Genomic DNA, 15,797 nt, shown 5'->3' with positions numbered 1-15,797 from the left:
TCATTTACTCGTAATAGCCTTCCGTCGATTTGCGGAACGTTTTAAATTGATCTGGATCATGGCCGAACCATACTTGAGAATTAGTTTCCTTTGCAATTCTGCGTATTTTTTCAACGCTGTTTGCATAGCCGAGTGAATCATAAATAATACCAGGCGGCTTAATTGGAGGACCGAAGCTTTCCGCTGTATAAACGGCATCGGATGCCAGAATGATTCCGCCCGTCTCCGGCATATCAATGTGAAGACCAATCATTCCCCAAGCATGCCCGCTTCCAAAATTCAAAATTTTAATTCCTTCTGCCAACTCAAGATTGTCCTCATTCCGTTTCACTGTACGCCATTGGAGATTATTTTTAATCCACGCATCAATATCACCCCACACATACGCTCCTTCTTTTTGGTTGCGAGCGTACGTCTGCAATGTACCGTTCAATTCATCTTCATGCACAATAATCGTTGCATTTGTAAATAATTCTAAGCAGCCAGCGTGATCAAGATGAAGGTGAGAGGCCACGACGTATTTTATGTCTTCCGGTCTTACATTCAATTCTGCCAAACGGTTATGCAGGTAGCATTCTTCACTCATCGAGATCGGAAACATACTCTGGGTTGCGGCCCCCCATCTCCCTTCCGGACCCATCGAATTCGGGTTGCAGGCCGTGTCAAAAAGAATTTTGCCGGCCGGATGATCGATCAGTACCGTATAAACAGGAAACTCCACAAATTCTGTCTGCGCATTCGGGTTATCAACTGTAGCCGGATTGTGCATCGCAATCATCCAGTTTTTATCCATTCTCATTCGCCCATTGTCCATTACATACAGTTTCGGGTTTGGTTTAATAATGTTGCACATATTCTTTTCCTCCCTTAAAATGTCGTTTTGATTGTTACGAATTTCAATTCCGTCATTTCTTCTACTGCATATTTAATTCCTTCACGTCCGTAGCCGCTTTCTTTTACTCCGCCATACGGCATATGATCCAGTCTAAATGTCGGAATATCATTAATAATGACGCCGCCTGAATGGAACTTACGAGCTGCATGCATCGCATTCATGATGTTTTGCGTATAGATCGCCACATTCAGGCCGTAAACAGAATTGTTCACCATATCAATCGCATCATCAAGTTCTTTATATGGAACAATTGATACAACGGGGGCAAATGTTTCCTGACAAGAAACCGACATGTCTTCTTTTACATCCAGTAACACGGTCGGTTCGAAAATCGATTCGTTCCGGGAGCCGCCAAGACCCACTTTCGCCCCTTGCTGTACTGCTTCATTTACCCAGGACTCAATCCTCTCAATCTCACGGCTGCTGATCATGGCACTAATATCCGTTGTTTCATCTAACGGGTCGCCCGTTTTTAACGTTTTCGCCTGTTCAATAAAACGCTTACTAAATTCGTCATATATCGCTTCATGCACGTATATTCTTTGCAATGAAATACAAACTTGTCCTGCAAATGCGAATGCACCTTCTACACATCTCGGGATGATTTTGTCAATCGGTATATCCGGTTCTACAATTAAGCCTGAGTTCGAACCTAATTCGAGTGTAACTTTACGCAAACCGGCTTTTTCTTTAATAATTTTCCCCACCGCGGCGCTTCCGGTAAATGTTACTTTCTGTACACGCGGATCTGTAATAAGCACATCACTAAGCTCTTTTCCACTGCCTGTAATGACCTGGAGTGCTCCGTCTGGAAGGCCTGCCTGCTGAAATACTTCAGCGATGAAATACGCGCTGAGCGGTGTTTGTTCCGCTGGTTTTAAAACGACCGTATTCCCCGCAGCAAAAGCCGGACCAAGTTTGTGTGCAACCAGGTTAAATGGAAAGTTAAACGGGCTGATCGCCACAACTACACCTAATGGCTCCCTCCACGTAAACCCAATCCTGTTTTCACCACCAGGAGCCGCATCCATAGGAATCGTTTCGCCATATATGCGCTTTGCTTCTTCCGCCGCAAATTGGTATGTGGCAACGGTTCTGTCTATTTCTCCCCGCGCTGTGCGTATAGGCTTGCCTGCTTCGAGCGCAATCAGCCGCGCAGCTTCCTCTTTTCGTTCTTTTAAAATGAGTGCCACATTCGTTAAAATGTCCGAGCGTTGGTATGATGGCATTTCTTTCATCGTTTGATAAGCAGACTGGGCACCTTCAATGGCCTCCTTTACGTCGGCTTCATCCGCCATACTGATGTCAGCTAGCACCTCATCATTGTATGGAGAACGCAGCGTGTATGTTCTTTTCGCCGCTTTCAATTTTCCATTTATAAACAAATTTTTTGTATTCATTTCAGCCCTCCCTTTCTTCCTTTTACTGTTGCAAGATGCGTGCCAACATATAAAAATTGATTTAACGCCGTTTATAAGTTGTAAAAAAATTTCCACGGTGATAAAATTCACCAAAAGAACATTTCATATACCATTTAATCATCGTTACAATGTGGTGATATTTTTCCTTCAATGGTGATCATTTTCACCAGTTCTATTCTTTTATCAAAGGAGAGAATTATGACAGACATTTGTGTTTATACGCCTTTATTTGAAAACGTTTGCATCGATACCTTCAAACAAATGGAAAAGATTATTGAATTTTCAGCTGACGGACTGTATGTTGTGAATCATGAAGGCCTCACTTTATTTGCGAATGCTGCGTACGAGGACATTACCGGGTTTAAACGGGAGGAACTCATTGGCAACCATATGGGTGATTTAATTCAGAAAGGATACTTTGACCAATCCGTATCATTACTCGTGTTAGAGGCGAAAAAACGGATTTCGATTTTACAGCAGATAGGCCAGCAAAAAAAAGATGTCATTGCGACAGGCAACCCCGTTTTTGACGAATCAGGCAATATATCAATGATTGTGACGAGTGTAAGAGATATTACGCAATTAAAGGAATTGACGAAAGAATTAACGAAGGCAAAAAGCTTTTTGCATCTTAACCAAAACCGTTACACATTTTCGACAGACGGTTCCGACGAACAAGTCATATTTCAAAGTATGCTTATGAAAGAAATTATTCATAAAATAAGGCAAATCGCCCCATTTCCTACTAGCGTTTTACTATCAGGGCCCTCCGGTTCCGGCAAGGAAGTAATAGCTAATTTAATTCACCAATTGAGTGATCGAAAAGAACAGCCTTTTATTAAAGTAAACTGTGGAGCCATTCCAGAGCAATTGCTGGAATCAGAGCTTTTTGGCTATGAAAAAGGCGCCTTTACCGGCGCCAATCATGACGGAAAAATCGGCTTGCTTGAATTAGCTGATAAAGGCACGGTTCTTCTTGATGAAATTGGCGAATTGCCGCTGGCACTGCAAGTAAAATTGCTTCGTGTACTGCAGGAAAAGCAAATTCAACGGATTGGCGGTACGACAACAAAGCAGTTAGATATTCGAATCATTTCCGCCACCAATAAAAACTTAAAAGAACAGGTTTTGAGTGGATTATTTAGAGAAGATTTATACTATCGGCTGCAAGTCGTAGAGTTATCAATTCCGCCTTTAAATGAACGGCCTGAAGATATCGAAATTTTAATTGATCATTATTTTTCTTACTTTTGCAAACTTTATAACATTGAAAAGCACGTTTCACATGAAACGAAACGGATCTTGCAAAACTACCACTGGCCTGGAAATGTGCGGGAATTGAAAAACCTGGTAGAAGGAATGCTTGTATCTGTCCCTTCATTAACAATAGAACCTGTTGATTTGCCGCCCCACTTTAACATTCAACACAGCCAGGAATCTTCTCCTACCCTAAAACAACGGGTGGAGCAATTTGAAAAAAGGATCGTGCACGATGCGTTGCATAAAAAAAATACGATTCGCAAGGCCGCGGATTATTTAGGGATTGATCACTCAACACTTGTGAAGAAAATGAAGAGATGGAAAATGACGAAAGAAGAATAAATCTATTCAAAAAATCCCGTTGTTTCACGTGAAACAACGGGATTTTTTTATAAAGGCTTCAGCTGGATATCTGTCTGTTTTCCAAGATACTCAATCATGTCATGCCATTCCTTTGGCTTATTCGATAATACATCGTAGTATGTTTGAATAAACGTACTGACAAAGTTTGCTGAAAGTGACTGTATCGAGTCCTTATATGGCAAGAAACATAGATCCAAATCTTTTACTGCTTCCCCTTCATTTGTCCATGCCGGATGAACATATGGGAAATCGAGACGCTGATACCCTAAATGCGACAGCACTTCTCGGCGGACGAATGGATCCATTACTTTTATGCCGCCAAATGAATGGTCTGCCGCGCGGTATGGATCGTAAATTTCCGCAAACATGCCGATCAAATTAAGATCATGGTCTTTTGATAGATTCATTAAATCTTCATGCCGCTTTTTCGCCAGAAAAGGACCAGCGCCAAGCCCTTCTTTCGTGATAATCGTAAAATCGGTCATCGCTACGTTAAGCTCTCTGTTATAACGGTATTCCGTTATGCCAACCACTTCATCATCGTGTACTGCTAAAAAAACACGGATAGTCGGGTCATTTAACGGCTCTTCCCACAAAGAGTATTCAAGTACCTCTTCCGGTGGAAAGACCTCCTGCATTGTTTTATGCAGTTTCGCAAACATTGGATCTTCAATGCTTTTAATTTGTACATATTCCATCAAAAAACCTCCCTTGTCTTACCATATATCCGGTTTTGCAACCATAAACCATAACATCATCATTAACAATGCTATGTAAATCCATACAGAACGATGAAGCTTCTGTACTAACTCCTCCCGACTCAGCTTCTGTTCATGAAACTTGCGAATGACCGGTGAAAACGCCCGCGCTAAAAAAAACACCGAACTGATCATGACCGCAATCGTCATCACCACCCACGATGCCGTCCACGGCCATGCACTTTGCCATATAAGCAGGACACCCGTCGTGACAAGCACATGGCCGGCATGTTTCACAAGACGAACAGCCGATGTAAAAAGAGACAAATATTCCAGCAGCACAATACTCTCTGCTGTTCGCATTTTTTTCGTCATTGGCACAAGAACAAAAAATGGACCAATTGACAAAATTGAACTAAAAATATGCAAAAACAAAATAAGTTGATAGATTGTGTTCACACTTTACACCGCGCGAAATTCATGAACCCAAACGCGCATTTGCGGCAGCCATGGCATACCCGGATGGTACGATAAAATAGAATTTTTATACTCCTCAACAGTCTCGTATCCTTCCTGCTTTGCATGGTCATCCGTTAATTCACCCAGTGACTGTGAGTACACGCGTTCAACCACAAAATCACGGCCTTCAAGCGTCATAATTTCGCCAATGTCTGCATAGCGGCCGTTACGGCGCGTTGCTGTCTTTTCACCATTCAATACTTTCTGAACATCCTCTTCCTTCGTGACTAAGCGTTCAATTGTACATGTTTTAGGAGGCAAAGCTGCCTGTTCATTTTGATTTGTCATCTATTAAACCACCTTTTCTTTATTGTATCGCTTTCACTTTATCATATTTTGTAACGTTTGACTTATATGAATTGCCGGTCAATTTCGCATCAAAAAGCAAGATGCCAGTGTCGATGCTGAAATTGGCATACATCCACTGGCGAAGTATATTTATATAATCCGCTCCGTTCTTTTTTTCATAAAATAAGCAAGAACAAAGATGGCCAATGGCAAAATGATCGGCAGCCGATGCCACCAATCTGAAGCACCGACGGCCAAGGACAATGTTGGCAGTAAAAGGACTGCCCCGCTCAAAATTATTGCCTGCCACGACTTTTTGCGCAAACCCAATATCAATAAAAGCAGCACGGATCCAATTACGATCCACAATCCGACCCCACTAAGGAAGAAATCCATCCCTTCTCCTCCTTTCTACCTCTCTTTATTATATACGCTTTATTTCATGAAATGATTTCTTTCAGCTTATTTTGGCTGATGACGAGTTTCTTCCTTCCATCGTCCAAATCATTAAGATAAAAACATATATAAGGCCTGGTTGCGCTTCCTTACACTGGGGGGAAATGACTTCTAAAAGCATCAAATATTGTGTAATTTATCCCTATTTTGTTTTAAAATGTGATATGCTCTAATTGATTAGTTTACATGAAGGGGTAAAAAGTATGGCATGGTATAGTTATTTTTTATTGAATGTTCCGGAAACTTTAGCAATGATTGGACTGACATTTATACTTTTCGGGATTTCAATTAAAGAAAATGTAAAGTCCATTGTCACTTTTTCCATTTTATACGGGGCGGCAGCTTTCAGTTTAAATATAGGGATGAGTAACTCGTTAAAGCCTTTCATTCTGTTGATCATTTATTCATTATTAATCTCAATCATTTTTCGTTATTCATTCGTTAACGGTCTTATTTTAAGTTTAGTCTCATTTATACTTCTTAGTTTTTGTGAAATTACTTTTTCAGTACTATATATTCATCTCTTTTCCTTAAACTACGATGACGTCTTAAGTCATCCATGGAAGCGAATTTTAGCAAGTTATTGTACGGCGATTATTCCCATGGCGGTATTAGGAGTTGTCTTAAATAAACTACCTATTAAAATAAAATTTCCTTTATTGGCTAAATAAATCATATGAATATTTTTGTACTCGTTCTTATTGTATTGCTTCAAATTGTGATGATTTCCTTTTTTATCGTATCATTACTCGTGTTCCATGATGGCTTTTATATTTATGGTATTCCCGTTCACCTGATTTTTGTTGTTTTATTAAACATACTCTCCCTTCTTGTTCCGGGAAAAATGTATCAAAGAGAATCAAAACAAAGGGTGAAATTTACCGAGACGACACATGAAGAACAATTTCGAGCTTTAGTTGCTTCTGTTCGTTCGGAGCGCCATGATCTCAATAATCACTTAACTGTTTTATCCGGTTTATTAAAAATCAAAAGTTATGATAGTGCAGAAAACTATATAAAAGAGATGATCGGTGAAACCCGAATTAATAATCAGGCATTAAGCATATATAATCCCATCCTTGCCTCGATGTTATATTCGAAAATGGATAAATACCAAAAAGAAGGCGTTTTCTTTAAGGTCAATATTTTATCTGAGGAGATCGTCCATATCCTCCCATCTACTGATTTAATTCGTTTAATGAGCAATCTGCTAGATAATGCATATGATGCGGCTGCTGAACTGCCAAAAGGGAATCGTGCAGTTATTCTTGACATTTGGGAAGCGAAAGGGGTGATTCATCTTGTAGTAAAAAACACAAGCTCCATTAAAAAGTTTGACTCTGCGTTTTTTGAAATTGGGTACTCCACTAAGCCAAAAGACAAAAATAAAGTAAGAGGCTATGGATTATCCATCATACAGGAAATCACAAAAAAGTATAACGCAAAGCTGGACATCAAGATTGAAAATGAGCTAGTTTGCTTTGACATCCAGTTTCCAAAAGGATTAACACATGATCACCATCATAAGTTATAAGGCAGCCGTTTTGTTAAGTGAGTATTCCGAAAAAAAGGATGAAGTTGACTTTCTTCGTTACGGCATAGAAATTTTATTAGGCGGGTTCATTAAAATCATTGTATTATTTTTGACAGCAGGCATACTTGGAGTTTTCCAGCCAATGGTTTGGGTATTTTTCACCTTTGCCCTATTCCGCTCTTTAACCGGGGGACATCATTATTCTACATATAGACGTTGTTTAATAGCAGGTCTCGTGATCATGACAGGCACATCCTGTATAGCAAGTTATGCTGCTGAGTTCATCCCATCCGACGTACTGTTAAGTATGTTATGCGGGTCGGCTGCCATGGGCTTCTACTTTGCTTACATTTATGCACCGTCTAATCATTTTTATAAAAAAAGTACAGATAAACAAAAGGAAAAGCTGCGAAAATATTCTTTTCTAATGATTCTCGCATGGTCTTTTCTTATGTACATTTTGCTCTTGACTAATTATTCAAGCGTACTCATTCTCGCTTCCATCTTGGGGTTTTCATTTCAAATGGGCAGCATCCATCCTTATACATACAAGATTGTAAACACCATAGAAACATTTCTAAACAGGGGGCTTACAAAATGAATAAAGCAGGAAAGTTTATTGTTGGTGTAATCGCATCCGTCATTGTTCTCATTGCCAAAGCAGAAATTAGTTCAGCGTCGAGTCTTATTTTCTATCAACCTACATTGCCAGAGAAACAGGATTAACGGCTACAAAGCCGGGATATGAAGATTCCAAAGTACATTAAAGAGCCTGAGGATTCCTTCCCCAGGCTTGTTCTTTTCTTTATAATAAAGCGTCTGCTTCCACGATTTCCACCGTTAAATGCTCATTTGCCGCTAAATCAATTTCGTATGGTTTCACTTCTTTCTGCTCTTCATCCTTTATAATTCTAATCTCAGGACGTCCAGCTGAATGAAAATTATATTTGGATACGATGCCGGTTCTGCCATCGTTTAATTCAACTGTCAATCCTTGAGGATAAATAGCAATACACCCTTTAAACAACTCGATCTGTTTGCTTTCAAATTGTGTTCCGCTTCCCGTATAAAGCATTTCAAGACCTTTATGCGGCAGCAAAGAAGAACGGTAATTGCGCGAACTTGTAACATCATCAAATACATCTGCAACACTGATGACTTTTGCGTATTTATGAATTTCATCTTCTTTTAACCCTCGCGGATAACCTGTGCCATCCATTCTTTCATGGTGCTGGAGCGCACAATGAGCGACAGTTAATGGAATTCCATCAAGTTTTCGAAGAGTATCGAACCCTAATTCACAGTGTGAATTTACCTGTTCATATTCTTCAGCTGTTAACATTTCGCTCTTATTTGTGATTTCGGGCGGAATAAACATTTTTCCCAAGTCATGCAGCATGGCCCCTAAGCCTATTTCCTCGATATTTTTCAACGGCAGTCCATTCTCAATGGCAAGCTGACATGCATAGATGGATACGTTCAGAGAGTGGGTATATAAATAATTCTCTTGAATTTTTGTCGTTGCCAATAAATTTAATGCATGTGGATTATCCGTTAAACTACTAAGAATATCCCTAAATGTTTTCTGAAAACTGCGTACCGCTCGATCCGACTTCATCATTCCTTGCAGAGTTGGCTTGTTGGCATGCAGCTCGGCAATGGTATGAAAATTTTCGGTTATTACATTCACCGCTTCGTTGCGCAACTCCTCAGGGATAGATTCAACAATTTCAATCCCTTCTGACGCCTCATCCTCTATATAGATGGTGGAAATATTATATTTTTTTAATTTACTTATTAATTTATCAGTCAGTTCTGCTCCTTGCGTTAAGAGAACTTTCCCCTTTTCATTATAGATGGGCTTGCCTAATTTCATTCCTGACTGACAACGATTTATGTTGATTAAACGCATTTCTTTCTCCTTTGCTGACAACACTATTGACCCATGATGTTTCACTCATTAAGCGGATGACAAGAACTGGATTACAACTTCCTTTACCGGGCACTTATTACTATAATTTTTTTCATTATAGCACATTTTATGTCGAAATATGACGATTATAGTAGAACATAACTATAAATAACGTCTATATATTAATGGTTGAATTTACCTGTATCAAAACTCATAGATTTAAATGCTCTATCTCCTGTATCTTATACAAAAATCTTTAACCTGATTAATATACTATGTATAATATGAAATATGAAGAAAGGGGGACCACTATGGGTATTCCAAAACCACTCGTTCAAATAAATCAACTATTTATGGTCGTGTCCGTGTCAGTGGGAATTTCATTTCATTACGCATGGCTCCTGCTGCCGTTTATTATCGGGGTATTTACGCTGATTACAAAGAAAAATCCAATCATTTTAATTAGCAAAAGATTTTTATCAAAGCCTGCAAATCAATATATTCAAGAAGACAAAGATCAGCAGATTTTTAACCAGTGGATTGCGACAATTTGCTTAGGACTGGCAATTCTATCGTTTTATTTTAACTGGACTGCAGCCGGGTACGCATTCAGTATTATGGTCGTGCTGGCGGCAGGTGTTGCGTTGATGGGATTTTGTATCGGCTGCTTCATTCGTTATCAATACATGATGTGGCGGCATCGCCGGGCAAGCCGCTTATAAAGACATATATGTGGAAATTTCAGAAGAGGCTGTCTCAACAAAATGAGACAGCCTCTTCTTTATTTGATCTGACGAGTACCTTGTTTTACACGCTCAATAATTGATCCATTTGATTCCGAATAAAGTCTATATCTTTAATGGATAAAAGCAGCTTTTCAATATCAATGATTGATATTAAGCGATCCTCCTGTAGTGATATCCCTTTAATAAAGGACACTGTGCTTGTCAAGATTGAATCAACCGGTTTCACCAAGGATTTGTCCACGTTTATGATTTCATTTGTTCTTTCTACCATAAATGCCGTCACCGTTTTATTGGCTTCTACAAGAACATAGCGAGTGTTTCCACTATTTCATTTTTTTGATTAAATAATAGGTTAGACATATCGATGACAGGAATAATTTGTCCCCTTATATTAACAATCCCAAGCATATACTCAGGCATATTGGGAATTCTTGAGATTTCCGATATCTTTTCAATGGACACAACATGATTTATAGGCAACCCAAAAGATCCCTTTTTTACATTAAATAATACAAGCGTATCTTGCATGAAAAACCTCCGATATATAACTCACAATCAAAGACCAAAGCCCCTTATAACGAGTTGTTCGATATTAAATTTTATGGATATTTCGATCCCGAAAATAATTCAATTACCGTGTTTTAAACTGACCTGCAAGGGTTTCCAGTTCATCTGCCAGGAATCGGATATCATTAACTAAAGTTGCAAATCTAAGAGCAATTAGATATGCCTGACTTGCGGGACGTTCTGCTCACTTCACTATTATCTCTGCGATATAGATCCCGGCTCTTGCAGTCCGCACCATGAGTTATTTTTATTTACCCGCGTCTTTTCGCTTGCGTCGCCTTTTGTTTCGCACTGTACACCTATCGTGCCCAACCTTTGCGGTATCCTGGCGTGAGTGATTGGCAGGCTTCTCGGGACTCCCATAGCAAAGCTGAATAAATTTTGTTTTAAAGCAACAAAAAGATCACCCCGCCTATCAGAAAAACGAAAAAAGAGTGTCCCATACGCAGTATGGAACACCCTTTTTTATTTATTCATTTAAATATGCCCAAGCATATTGAGCGTATAGTTCAGCTCCGGTTGCGAGTGCGTCTTCGTCAATGTTGAATTTGCCGTGATGATGAGCCCATTCGGTATCTTTTTCAGAATTGCCGCTTCCAACAAGTGCAAAGCTGCCAGGTGCATGATCCATATATTCGCTGAAATCTTCACCGCCCATTGTCGGCTTTTCATTATAGATCACATCGCCAAATGCTTCTGACGCAACCTTTTGGACTAGCTTCGCACTGTATTCATCATTGATGACTGCTTGAGTGCCGCGGGTATATTCTACCTTTGCTGTAGCGCCATATACTGCAGCAACATGTTCAGCATAATGCTGGAGCTGTTGTTCAACATGGTCTCTTGTTTCAGTATCGAAACAGCGAACTGTTCCTTCAATTACCGCATTTTCTGCAATAACATTGAACCTTGTGCCGGCCACTATTTTTCCTACAGTGAGAACAGCAGGGCTTTTTGCATCAATGGTTCTAGAGACGACCGTCTGCACATTCATGACGAAGGAAGAGGCAACGATTGCCGCATCAATACAATTATGCGGCATGGCACCGTGGCCGCCTTTTCCTTTAAACGTCACCTTGAATAAATCGGCTGAAGCGAAAGAAGGTCCTGGCGTGCAGGAAACTTTATGAGTCGGCATCTGCGACCATATGTGTATGCCGAAGACATTATCTACACCGTCCATTGCACCTTGTTTCACCATTGCTTTAGCGCCTTCTGCAATTTCTTCAGCAGGCTGAAATATCAATCGGACTTTTCCCGGCAATTCATCTTTTATTTCCAATAATGCTTTAGCAGCAATCATCAGCATCGCCGTATGGGCATCGTGTCCGCAGGCATGCATTTTTCCTTCTTCTTTTGATACGTATGGCAGGTCTTTGTTTAGCTCTTCAACCGGTAAAGCGTCCATGTCACCTCTTAACGCTACTGTTTTCCCTGGCTTTCCGCCTTCGATCGTCGCAATTACCCCGGTTGGTTCGGTTCTTCTGAAAGGAATTCCTAAATTTTCGAGATATTCACAAATAAGAGCTGTTGTCTTTTCTTCCTCGAAAGGCAGTTCAGGCTCGCTATGAAGCTTTCTCCGTAATTCGGTTAGTTCTTCACTATTTTTCTGAATCGCATCTTTAATTACTGGATGAATCATTTTACTCAGCCTCCGTTAACTTTTTAGCTGCTTCATATAGAATATGGACAGCGTTTGCTATATGGCTTGAATCTGACCATTCTTCCGGACAATGGCTCAGTCCATCTTTACTTGGTATGAAAAGCATTCCTACGTCTGTAAAATCGGAAAAGACCATCGCATCGTGACCTGCCCCGCTGTTAATTGGACAGTGCGGGATGTCTAGTTCACTGCTCTTTTGCTTCAAAAGGGAAAGAATTTCAGGATTCATTGCTTTTGGCTTCATATATAAGAGCTCCTGAACGGATGTATCAATCCCATTTCCATTATATGAATCTACTATTTTTTTCACTTTCTCGACAACGTTGCGTACATGTTCTTCCTTGCCTGATCGTATATCCAAAGTGAATACTGTTTGGTCGGGGATGACATTAGCTCCGTTTGGAAATACATTGAGACGGCCGGCTGTAATAACCGTTCCTTCTCCTTCACTAACTGCCAGCTCAGGCAATTGAGCAATGATTCCTGCAGCCGCGACTAACGCATCCGAACGGCGGTCCATCGGGGTTGTCCCTGCATGACCTGCCCGCCCTTTTACTGTTACTTCCAATTGCGTTAAGCCGACGATTGCTTCCACCACGCCAATGGGAATATTTTTTTCTTCAAGGATTGGTCCTTGTTCAATATGCAATTCAAGAAAAGCCTTAATGGTTTTGGGATCTCTTGTTTTAGGCAAAGACGAATCCAGTCCGATCGTTTTCATCGCTTCTTCTGTAGTGATTCCATCTTTATCTGTTAGCTTTTTAAAATCAGCATCACTTAGCAGCCCCGTGATTCCTCTTGAACCCATCAGTCCGCTGCCAAATCTTGCTCCCTCTTCTTCCACGAGTGCAATAATTTCCAAAGGATATTTCGGCGTTATATTATTTTCATTAAAGAGGGCAGCCACTTCAAGCCCGGCCACTACGCCTGCAGGACCATCGTATGACCCTCCGTTTGGAACTGAGTCAAAATGGGAGCCGATGAGAACGCTGGGCCCCTCTTTTAACGTGCCCTCAAGTTTGCCAAAAATATTGCCAAAACCATCTTCCTTGACATATAAACCATATTCAATCATTTTACTTTTCAGATAATTCCGCGCCTGCAAATCCTCATTACTATACGAAAGCCGGGTTGTGCCTTTATCAGGTGTTGCGGTGAATGTACTCAATGTGTCAATATGGCTTTCGATTCTTTCTTGAACATTACTCATCCTGTCATTCCACCCTTTCTTACAAGAATCCTACAAAGATACCCGCTAATATGACGGATACAATCGTGACAGTGATAAAACCACCGACAAGCATAGGCGGCATCATGTGGCTCGTCAGTATTTCTCTTTCTTTTTCATCTTCTGTTAAAGACTTAATGACTTCGTTTGTGATGATGTAATCAGCCGGGAATCCATATAATGCAGTCAGCGAAACAGCAAACGCCATATTTTTGCTTACCTTTAGAATTTTACCTGCGATAAATGAGAAGATATACATACCAATAACAGCTAAAACAATTGTTCCGACAAGTGGAAAGATAATCTCAAGCATCATGCTTGGTGTTGCTTGTTTTAATCCGTCAAAAATAAAGAGCATAAGACCCATGAGGGCAAACCCGAAACCATTTGCTTTTTGTAAAACCTGCTTTTCGAGAAACCCAATACTTTTCGCGATTACACCAAACAGCAAGCAAAGAACAAACGGGCTGACGCTCGCAACAGGCGCTAATAGAGTAGAAACAAGATAGGCTAGGTAAGCGACAAATGCCAGTCTAAAAAATTTAAAGAAATCCGTATTGTATTTCTCTGGCATATTTTTAAATAACTTAAGTTCTTTTTGTGCTGTTCCTGATGAAGCAGCTGCTTCCTCTTCAGCCAGTTTCTGTTCATTTACCGCTAATTGTCCACTGCGGTATTGTTCAAGAAGTCTTTTCCCTTCTTTTTTCAACACGATAGACGTGATCGGATATCCTGCAAAGCCTTGCATGACATAGATAACGATAGCAAACACGGATAATGAAACGAGACCCGCTTCTTTTGCCCCTTCTGACATGATTAAGGCAGATACTATTCCACCCACTAAAGGTGGAATCGCCACAACCACTGTCTTAAAGCCGTAGATGAGTGTTCCAACACTTAATAAAATTGCGATAATTCCTAAAATACCAGAGAGGGCAATGACAATAGTCTTCCACTGATTTTTCAGTTCCTGAATCGATAACAACGTTCCCATATTCGTAATTAACAAATACATCATCATGACTGCAACAGTTGACGGTACACCAGCCAATGCGACGATGTCTTTAGGGAAAAATGTCCAATATCCGATTAGGAACAAGACCGCGCAAACGAAAATGGACGGTACCCACGCTTTTGTCCGTACGGCTACTAAATCTCCTATAAATAAAATAAGAACAAGAATAACCAAAGCTAACATCTGTGACATAAAAACCTCTTCCTCTTCCTTTTCTTTGTTTGATTTACTAATATTTCGACAAACGAATTTTAATATTAGTAAAATAGGAGTATTATTATACTATACTTTCTTCAAATTTAAATTATTTGTAATTTTCTTAATCTATATTAATTATTGAAATATATTTCTTTACAACGGCTGAGACCAAATAATTTTAAATTTTAGCTATTTCCCAGTTAGAACTGAAAAAGACAACCTGGAAGGATGCCTATAAGCGTATATAAATTAAACCCGCCAATGCTGAAGATTCGTTAAAGAAGGCGGCAATTTAGTATTCAGATCGCCATTCGCTGAATTACCCTTGTGCTTGTGTAAGAAAAATACTTTCTAGTTAATTAGCTCCGCTTAAATCAGCATCTCTCAAGTCTGCACCAATAAAGTCACTCATTCTCAAGCCGGATTTTCTTAGGTCAGCAGCGATCAGCAAAGCTCCTCTTACATTCGAACCGATTAGATTACTATCCTTTCTTAATCGGCTCATTTTGACTTTTCACTTTCTTTCCTTTTCTCCGTACTAATTCACTTGTTTGCAATAGTAAATCATTAACGATTGCTCTTTGGCCTGGAACATCAAGGTCTAAAATAAACTTTGTACTTCGTTTAGTGAGATCTTCGTTTTCCATGCTGCAAACTTTAAAAATGGGCCTGCTTCTTCTAGGACAATGCTTCCACATCCCTTTTATTCGCTTGCATCTCAAGATCTTCTAAAAATAAATCACCACGGCTTTTATATTATCACCACAAAAGAACAAAAAAGGGTATTAATGTTAAAACAAAAAAGAACGTAACGAAAGTGCAGTTACGACAGTCTATCCTAATAAAAGCTGATAAAACAGAAGTAACCTGCCTCTCATTTCCAAAAAATTCACAAATGAGAAATGTAAGTTTTTATTGAAAATCAATATTCACCTTCACCCCTCGCTGGATTTGCTCACATAAGCAAACATTTCATGTCACAACTAGTAACAAAATCTGTTCGTGCTTACTATTAAATGAACGCATTGCAGCTA

20 protein-coding genes are annotated in these 15,797 nt (G+C 39.8%); 6 read left to right on the top strand and 14 right to left on the bottom strand.

What is annotated here, in order from left to right; genetic code table 11:
- Positions 1 to 4 precede the first annotated feature (4 nt).
- Entirely contained in the window at positions 5 to 853 is an 849-nt protein-coding gene (gene ahlS / locus BTO28_RS12160; protein ID WP_076766627.1) for an AhlS family quorum-quenching N-acyl homoserine lactonase, read from the bottom strand.
- Between the two features lie 14 nt (positions 854 to 867).
- Positions 868 to 2,295, bottom strand: coding sequence for an aldehyde dehydrogenase family protein (locus BTO28_RS12155; RefSeq protein WP_076766625.1), 1,428 nt, complete (start codon positions 2,293 to 2,295; stop codon positions 868 to 870).
- 219 nt (positions 2,296 to 2,514) lie between these two features.
- Here BTO28_RS12155 and BTO28_RS12150 point away from each other — a divergent pair, with 219 nt between their 5' ends.
- Positions 2,515 to 3,918, top strand: a complete 1,404-nt coding sequence (locus BTO28_RS12150) for a sigma-54 interaction domain-containing protein (protein ID WP_233129875.1) — start codon at positions 2,515 to 2,517, stop codon at positions 3,916 to 3,918.
- A gap of 47 nt (positions 3,919 to 3,965) precedes the next feature.
- Here BTO28_RS12150 and BTO28_RS12145 read toward each other — a convergent pair whose 3' ends face one another.
- Genes BTO28_RS12145 through BTO28_RS17170 form a run of 4 tightly spaced genes read right to left on the bottom strand, consistent with a single transcriptional unit; the run spans position 3,966 to position 5,811 of the window.
- Entirely contained in the window at positions 3,966 to 4,637 is a 672-nt protein-coding gene (locus BTO28_RS12145) for a GNAT family acetyltransferase (RefSeq protein ID WP_076766623.1), read from the bottom strand.
- Between the two features lie 18 nt (positions 4,638 to 4,655).
- Positions 4,656 to 5,087, bottom strand: coding sequence for a hypothetical protein (locus BTO28_RS12140; protein WP_198936770.1), 432 nt, complete (start codon positions 5,085 to 5,087; stop codon positions 4,656 to 4,658).
- A gap of 12 nt (positions 5,088 to 5,099) precedes the next feature.
- Positions 5,100 to 5,444, bottom strand: coding sequence for an ASCH domain-containing protein (locus BTO28_RS12135; RefSeq protein ID WP_076766619.1), 345 nt, complete (start codon positions 5,442 to 5,444; stop codon positions 5,100 to 5,102).
- A gap of 19 nt (positions 5,445 to 5,463) precedes the next feature.
- Entirely contained in the window at positions 5,464 to 5,811 is a 348-nt protein-coding gene (locus tag BTO28_RS17170; protein WP_158068822.1) for a hypothetical protein, read from the bottom strand.
- A gap of 292 nt (positions 5,812 to 6,103) precedes the next feature.
- Here BTO28_RS17170 and BTO28_RS12125 point away from each other — a divergent pair, with 292 nt between their 5' ends.
- The 4 genes from BTO28_RS12125 to BTO28_RS12110 are packed head-to-tail and all read left to right on the top strand — an operon-like array spanning position 6,104 to position 8,160.
- Positions 6,104 to 6,571 (top strand): hypothetical protein, encoded by a 468-nt coding sequence (locus BTO28_RS12125; protein ID WP_076766614.1) that lies wholly within the window; start codon positions 6,104 to 6,106, stop codon positions 6,569 to 6,571.
- Positions 6,572 to 6,576: 5 nt separating this feature from the next.
- Complete coding sequence (locus BTO28_RS12120; RefSeq protein WP_076766612.1) at positions 6,577 to 7,434, top strand: sensor histidine kinase; 858 nt, start codon at positions 6,577 to 6,579, stop codon at positions 7,432 to 7,434.
- Positions 7,412 to 8,035: an accessory gene regulator B family protein gene (locus tag BTO28_RS12115; RefSeq protein WP_076766610.1), complete on the top strand. Its 624-nt coding sequence runs from the start codon at positions 7,412 to 7,414 to the stop codon at positions 8,033 to 8,035. Before BTO28_RS12120 ends, BTO28_RS12115 begins: the two co-directional genes overlap by 23 nt.
- The gene (locus BTO28_RS12110) at positions 8,032 to 8,160 is read left to right on the top strand and encodes a cyclic lactone autoinducer peptide (RefSeq protein ID WP_083711547.1); all 129 of its coding nucleotides are present in this window, start codon (positions 8,032 to 8,034) and stop codon (positions 8,158 to 8,160) included. Before BTO28_RS12115 ends, BTO28_RS12110 begins: the two co-directional genes overlap by 4 nt.
- Before the next feature lie 79 nt (positions 8,161 to 8,239).
- Here BTO28_RS12110 and BTO28_RS12105 read toward each other — a convergent pair whose 3' ends face one another.
- Positions 8,240 to 9,346 carry an HD-GYP domain-containing protein gene (locus BTO28_RS12105; RefSeq protein ID WP_076766608.1) on the bottom strand — a complete coding sequence of 369 codons (1,107 nt, stop codon included), beginning with the start codon at positions 9,344 to 9,346 and terminating at the stop codon, positions 8,240 to 8,242.
- A gap of 311 nt (positions 9,347 to 9,657) precedes the next feature.
- Between BTO28_RS12105 and BTO28_RS12100 the strand changes: the two genes are divergently transcribed.
- Positions 9,658 to 10,068 carry a DUF4395 domain-containing protein gene (locus tag BTO28_RS12100; RefSeq protein ID WP_076766606.1) on the top strand — a complete coding sequence of 137 codons (411 nt, stop codon included), beginning with the start codon at positions 9,658 to 9,660 and terminating at the stop codon, positions 10,066 to 10,068.
- Between the two features lie 85 nt (positions 10,069 to 10,153).
- On the opposite strand, the gene BTO28_RS17700 is transcribed toward BTO28_RS12100, so the two are convergent.
- The 7 genes from BTO28_RS17700 to BTO28_RS17905 form a co-directional block, all read right to left on the bottom strand.
- A complete protein-coding gene (locus tag BTO28_RS17700; protein ID WP_269843871.1) occupies positions 10,154 to 10,363 on the bottom strand; it encodes a hypothetical protein in 210 nt (69 codons plus the stop codon).
- A 26-nt stretch (positions 10,364 to 10,389) separates the two neighbouring features.
- Complete coding sequence (locus BTO28_RS17695; RefSeq protein WP_076766602.1) at positions 10,390 to 10,620, bottom strand: chemotaxis protein CheW; 231 nt, start codon at positions 10,618 to 10,620, stop codon at positions 10,390 to 10,392.
- Between the two features lie 508 nt (positions 10,621 to 11,128).
- Complete coding sequence (locus tag BTO28_RS12085; RefSeq protein WP_076766601.1) at positions 11,129 to 12,301, bottom strand: M20 family metallopeptidase; 1,173 nt, start codon at positions 12,299 to 12,301, stop codon at positions 11,129 to 11,131.
- Between the two features lies 1 nt (position 12,302).
- Entirely contained in the window at positions 12,303 to 13,532 is a 1,230-nt protein-coding gene (locus BTO28_RS12080) for a Zn-dependent hydrolase (protein WP_076766599.1), read from the bottom strand.
- Between the two features lie 19 nt (positions 13,533 to 13,551).
- A complete protein-coding gene (locus BTO28_RS12075) occupies positions 13,552 to 14,757 on the bottom strand; it encodes a hypothetical protein (RefSeq protein WP_076766597.1) in 1,206 nt (401 codons plus the stop codon).
- 361 nt (positions 14,758 to 15,118) lie between these two features.
- Positions 15,119 to 15,268, bottom strand: coding sequence for a pentapeptide repeat-containing protein (locus BTO28_RS17910; RefSeq protein ID WP_408606668.1), 150 nt, complete (start codon positions 15,266 to 15,268; stop codon positions 15,119 to 15,121).
- Entirely contained in the window at positions 15,246 to 15,410 is a 165-nt protein-coding gene (locus tag BTO28_RS17905; RefSeq protein ID WP_408606671.1) for a hypothetical protein, read from the bottom strand. Before BTO28_RS17905 ends, BTO28_RS17910 begins: the two co-directional genes overlap by 23 nt.
- Positions 15,411 to 15,797: the final 387 nt, after the last annotated feature.

It is taken from the genome of Domibacillus epiphyticus (assembly GCF_001975785.1).
In the GTDB taxonomy this organism is placed as follows: domain Bacteria; phylum Bacillota; class Bacilli; order Bacillales; family Domibacillaceae; genus Domibacillus; species Domibacillus epiphyticus.
The sequence above is the reverse complement of the archived record's forward strand: the minus strand, read 5'-3'. Positions and strand labels throughout refer to the sequence as shown.

Excerpts from the sequence above, each read along its gene's own strand:
- ahlS (WP_076766627.1), bottom strand. The coding sequence starts at position 853 with ATGTGCAACATTATTAAACCAAACCCGAAACTGTATGTAATGGACAAT.
- BTO28_RS12155 (WP_076766625.1), bottom strand. The coding sequence starts at position 2,295 with ATGAATACAAAAAATTTGTTTATAAATGGAAAATTGAAAGCGGCGAAA.
- BTO28_RS12150 (WP_233129875.1), top strand. The coding sequence starts at position 2,515 with ATGACAGACATTTGTGTTTATACGCCTTTATTTGAAAACGTTTGCATC.
- BTO28_RS12145 (WP_076766623.1), bottom strand. The coding sequence starts at position 4,637 with ATGGAATATGTACAAATTAAAAGCATTGAAGATCCAATGTTTGCGAAA.
- BTO28_RS12135 (WP_076766619.1), bottom strand. The coding sequence starts at position 5,444 with ATGACAAATCAAAATGAACAGGCAGCTTTGCCTCCTAAAACATGTACA.
- BTO28_RS12125 (WP_076766614.1), top strand. The coding sequence starts at position 6,104 with ATGGCATGGTATAGTTATTTTTTATTGAATGTTCCGGAAACTTTAGCA.
- BTO28_RS12120 (WP_076766612.1), top strand. The coding sequence starts at position 6,577 with ATGAATATTTTTGTACTCGTTCTTATTGTATTGCTTCAAATTGTGATG.
- BTO28_RS12115 (WP_076766610.1), top strand. The coding sequence starts at position 7,412 with ATGATCACCATCATAAGTTATAAGGCAGCCGTTTTGTTAAGTGAGTAT.
- BTO28_RS12110 (WP_083711547.1), top strand. The coding sequence starts at position 8,032 with ATGAATAAAGCAGGAAAGTTTATTGTTGGTGTAATCGCATCCGTCATT.
- BTO28_RS12105 (WP_076766608.1), bottom strand. The coding sequence starts at position 9,346 with ATGCGTTTAATCAACATAAATCGTTGTCAGTCAGGAATGAAATTAGGC.
- BTO28_RS12100 (WP_076766606.1), top strand. The coding sequence starts at position 9,658 with ATGGGTATTCCAAAACCACTCGTTCAAATAAATCAACTATTTATGGTC.
- BTO28_RS17700 (WP_269843871.1), bottom strand. The coding sequence starts at position 10,363 with ATGGTAGAAAGAACAAATGAAATCATAAACGTGGACAAATCCTTGGTG.
- BTO28_RS17695 (WP_076766602.1), bottom strand. The coding sequence starts at position 10,620 with ATGCAAGATACGCTTGTATTATTTAATGTAAAAAAGGGATCTTTTGGG.
- BTO28_RS12085 (WP_076766601.1), bottom strand. The coding sequence starts at position 12,301 with ATGATTCATCCAGTAATTAAAGATGCGATTCAGAAAAATAGTGAAGAA.
- BTO28_RS12080 (WP_076766599.1), bottom strand. The coding sequence starts at position 13,532 with ATGAGTAATGTTCAAGAAAGAATCGAAAGCCATATTGACACATTGAGT.
- BTO28_RS12075 (WP_076766597.1), bottom strand. The coding sequence starts at position 14,757 with ATGTCACAGATGTTAGCTTTGGTTATTCTTGTTCTTATTTTATTTATA.
- BTO28_RS17910 (WP_408606668.1), bottom strand. The coding sequence starts at position 15,268 with ATGAGCCGATTAAGAAAGGATAGTAATCTAATCGGTTCGAATGTAAGA.
- BTO28_RS17905 (WP_408606671.1), bottom strand. The coding sequence starts at position 15,410 with ATGGAAAACGAAGATCTCACTAAACGAAGTACAAAGTTTATTTTAGAC.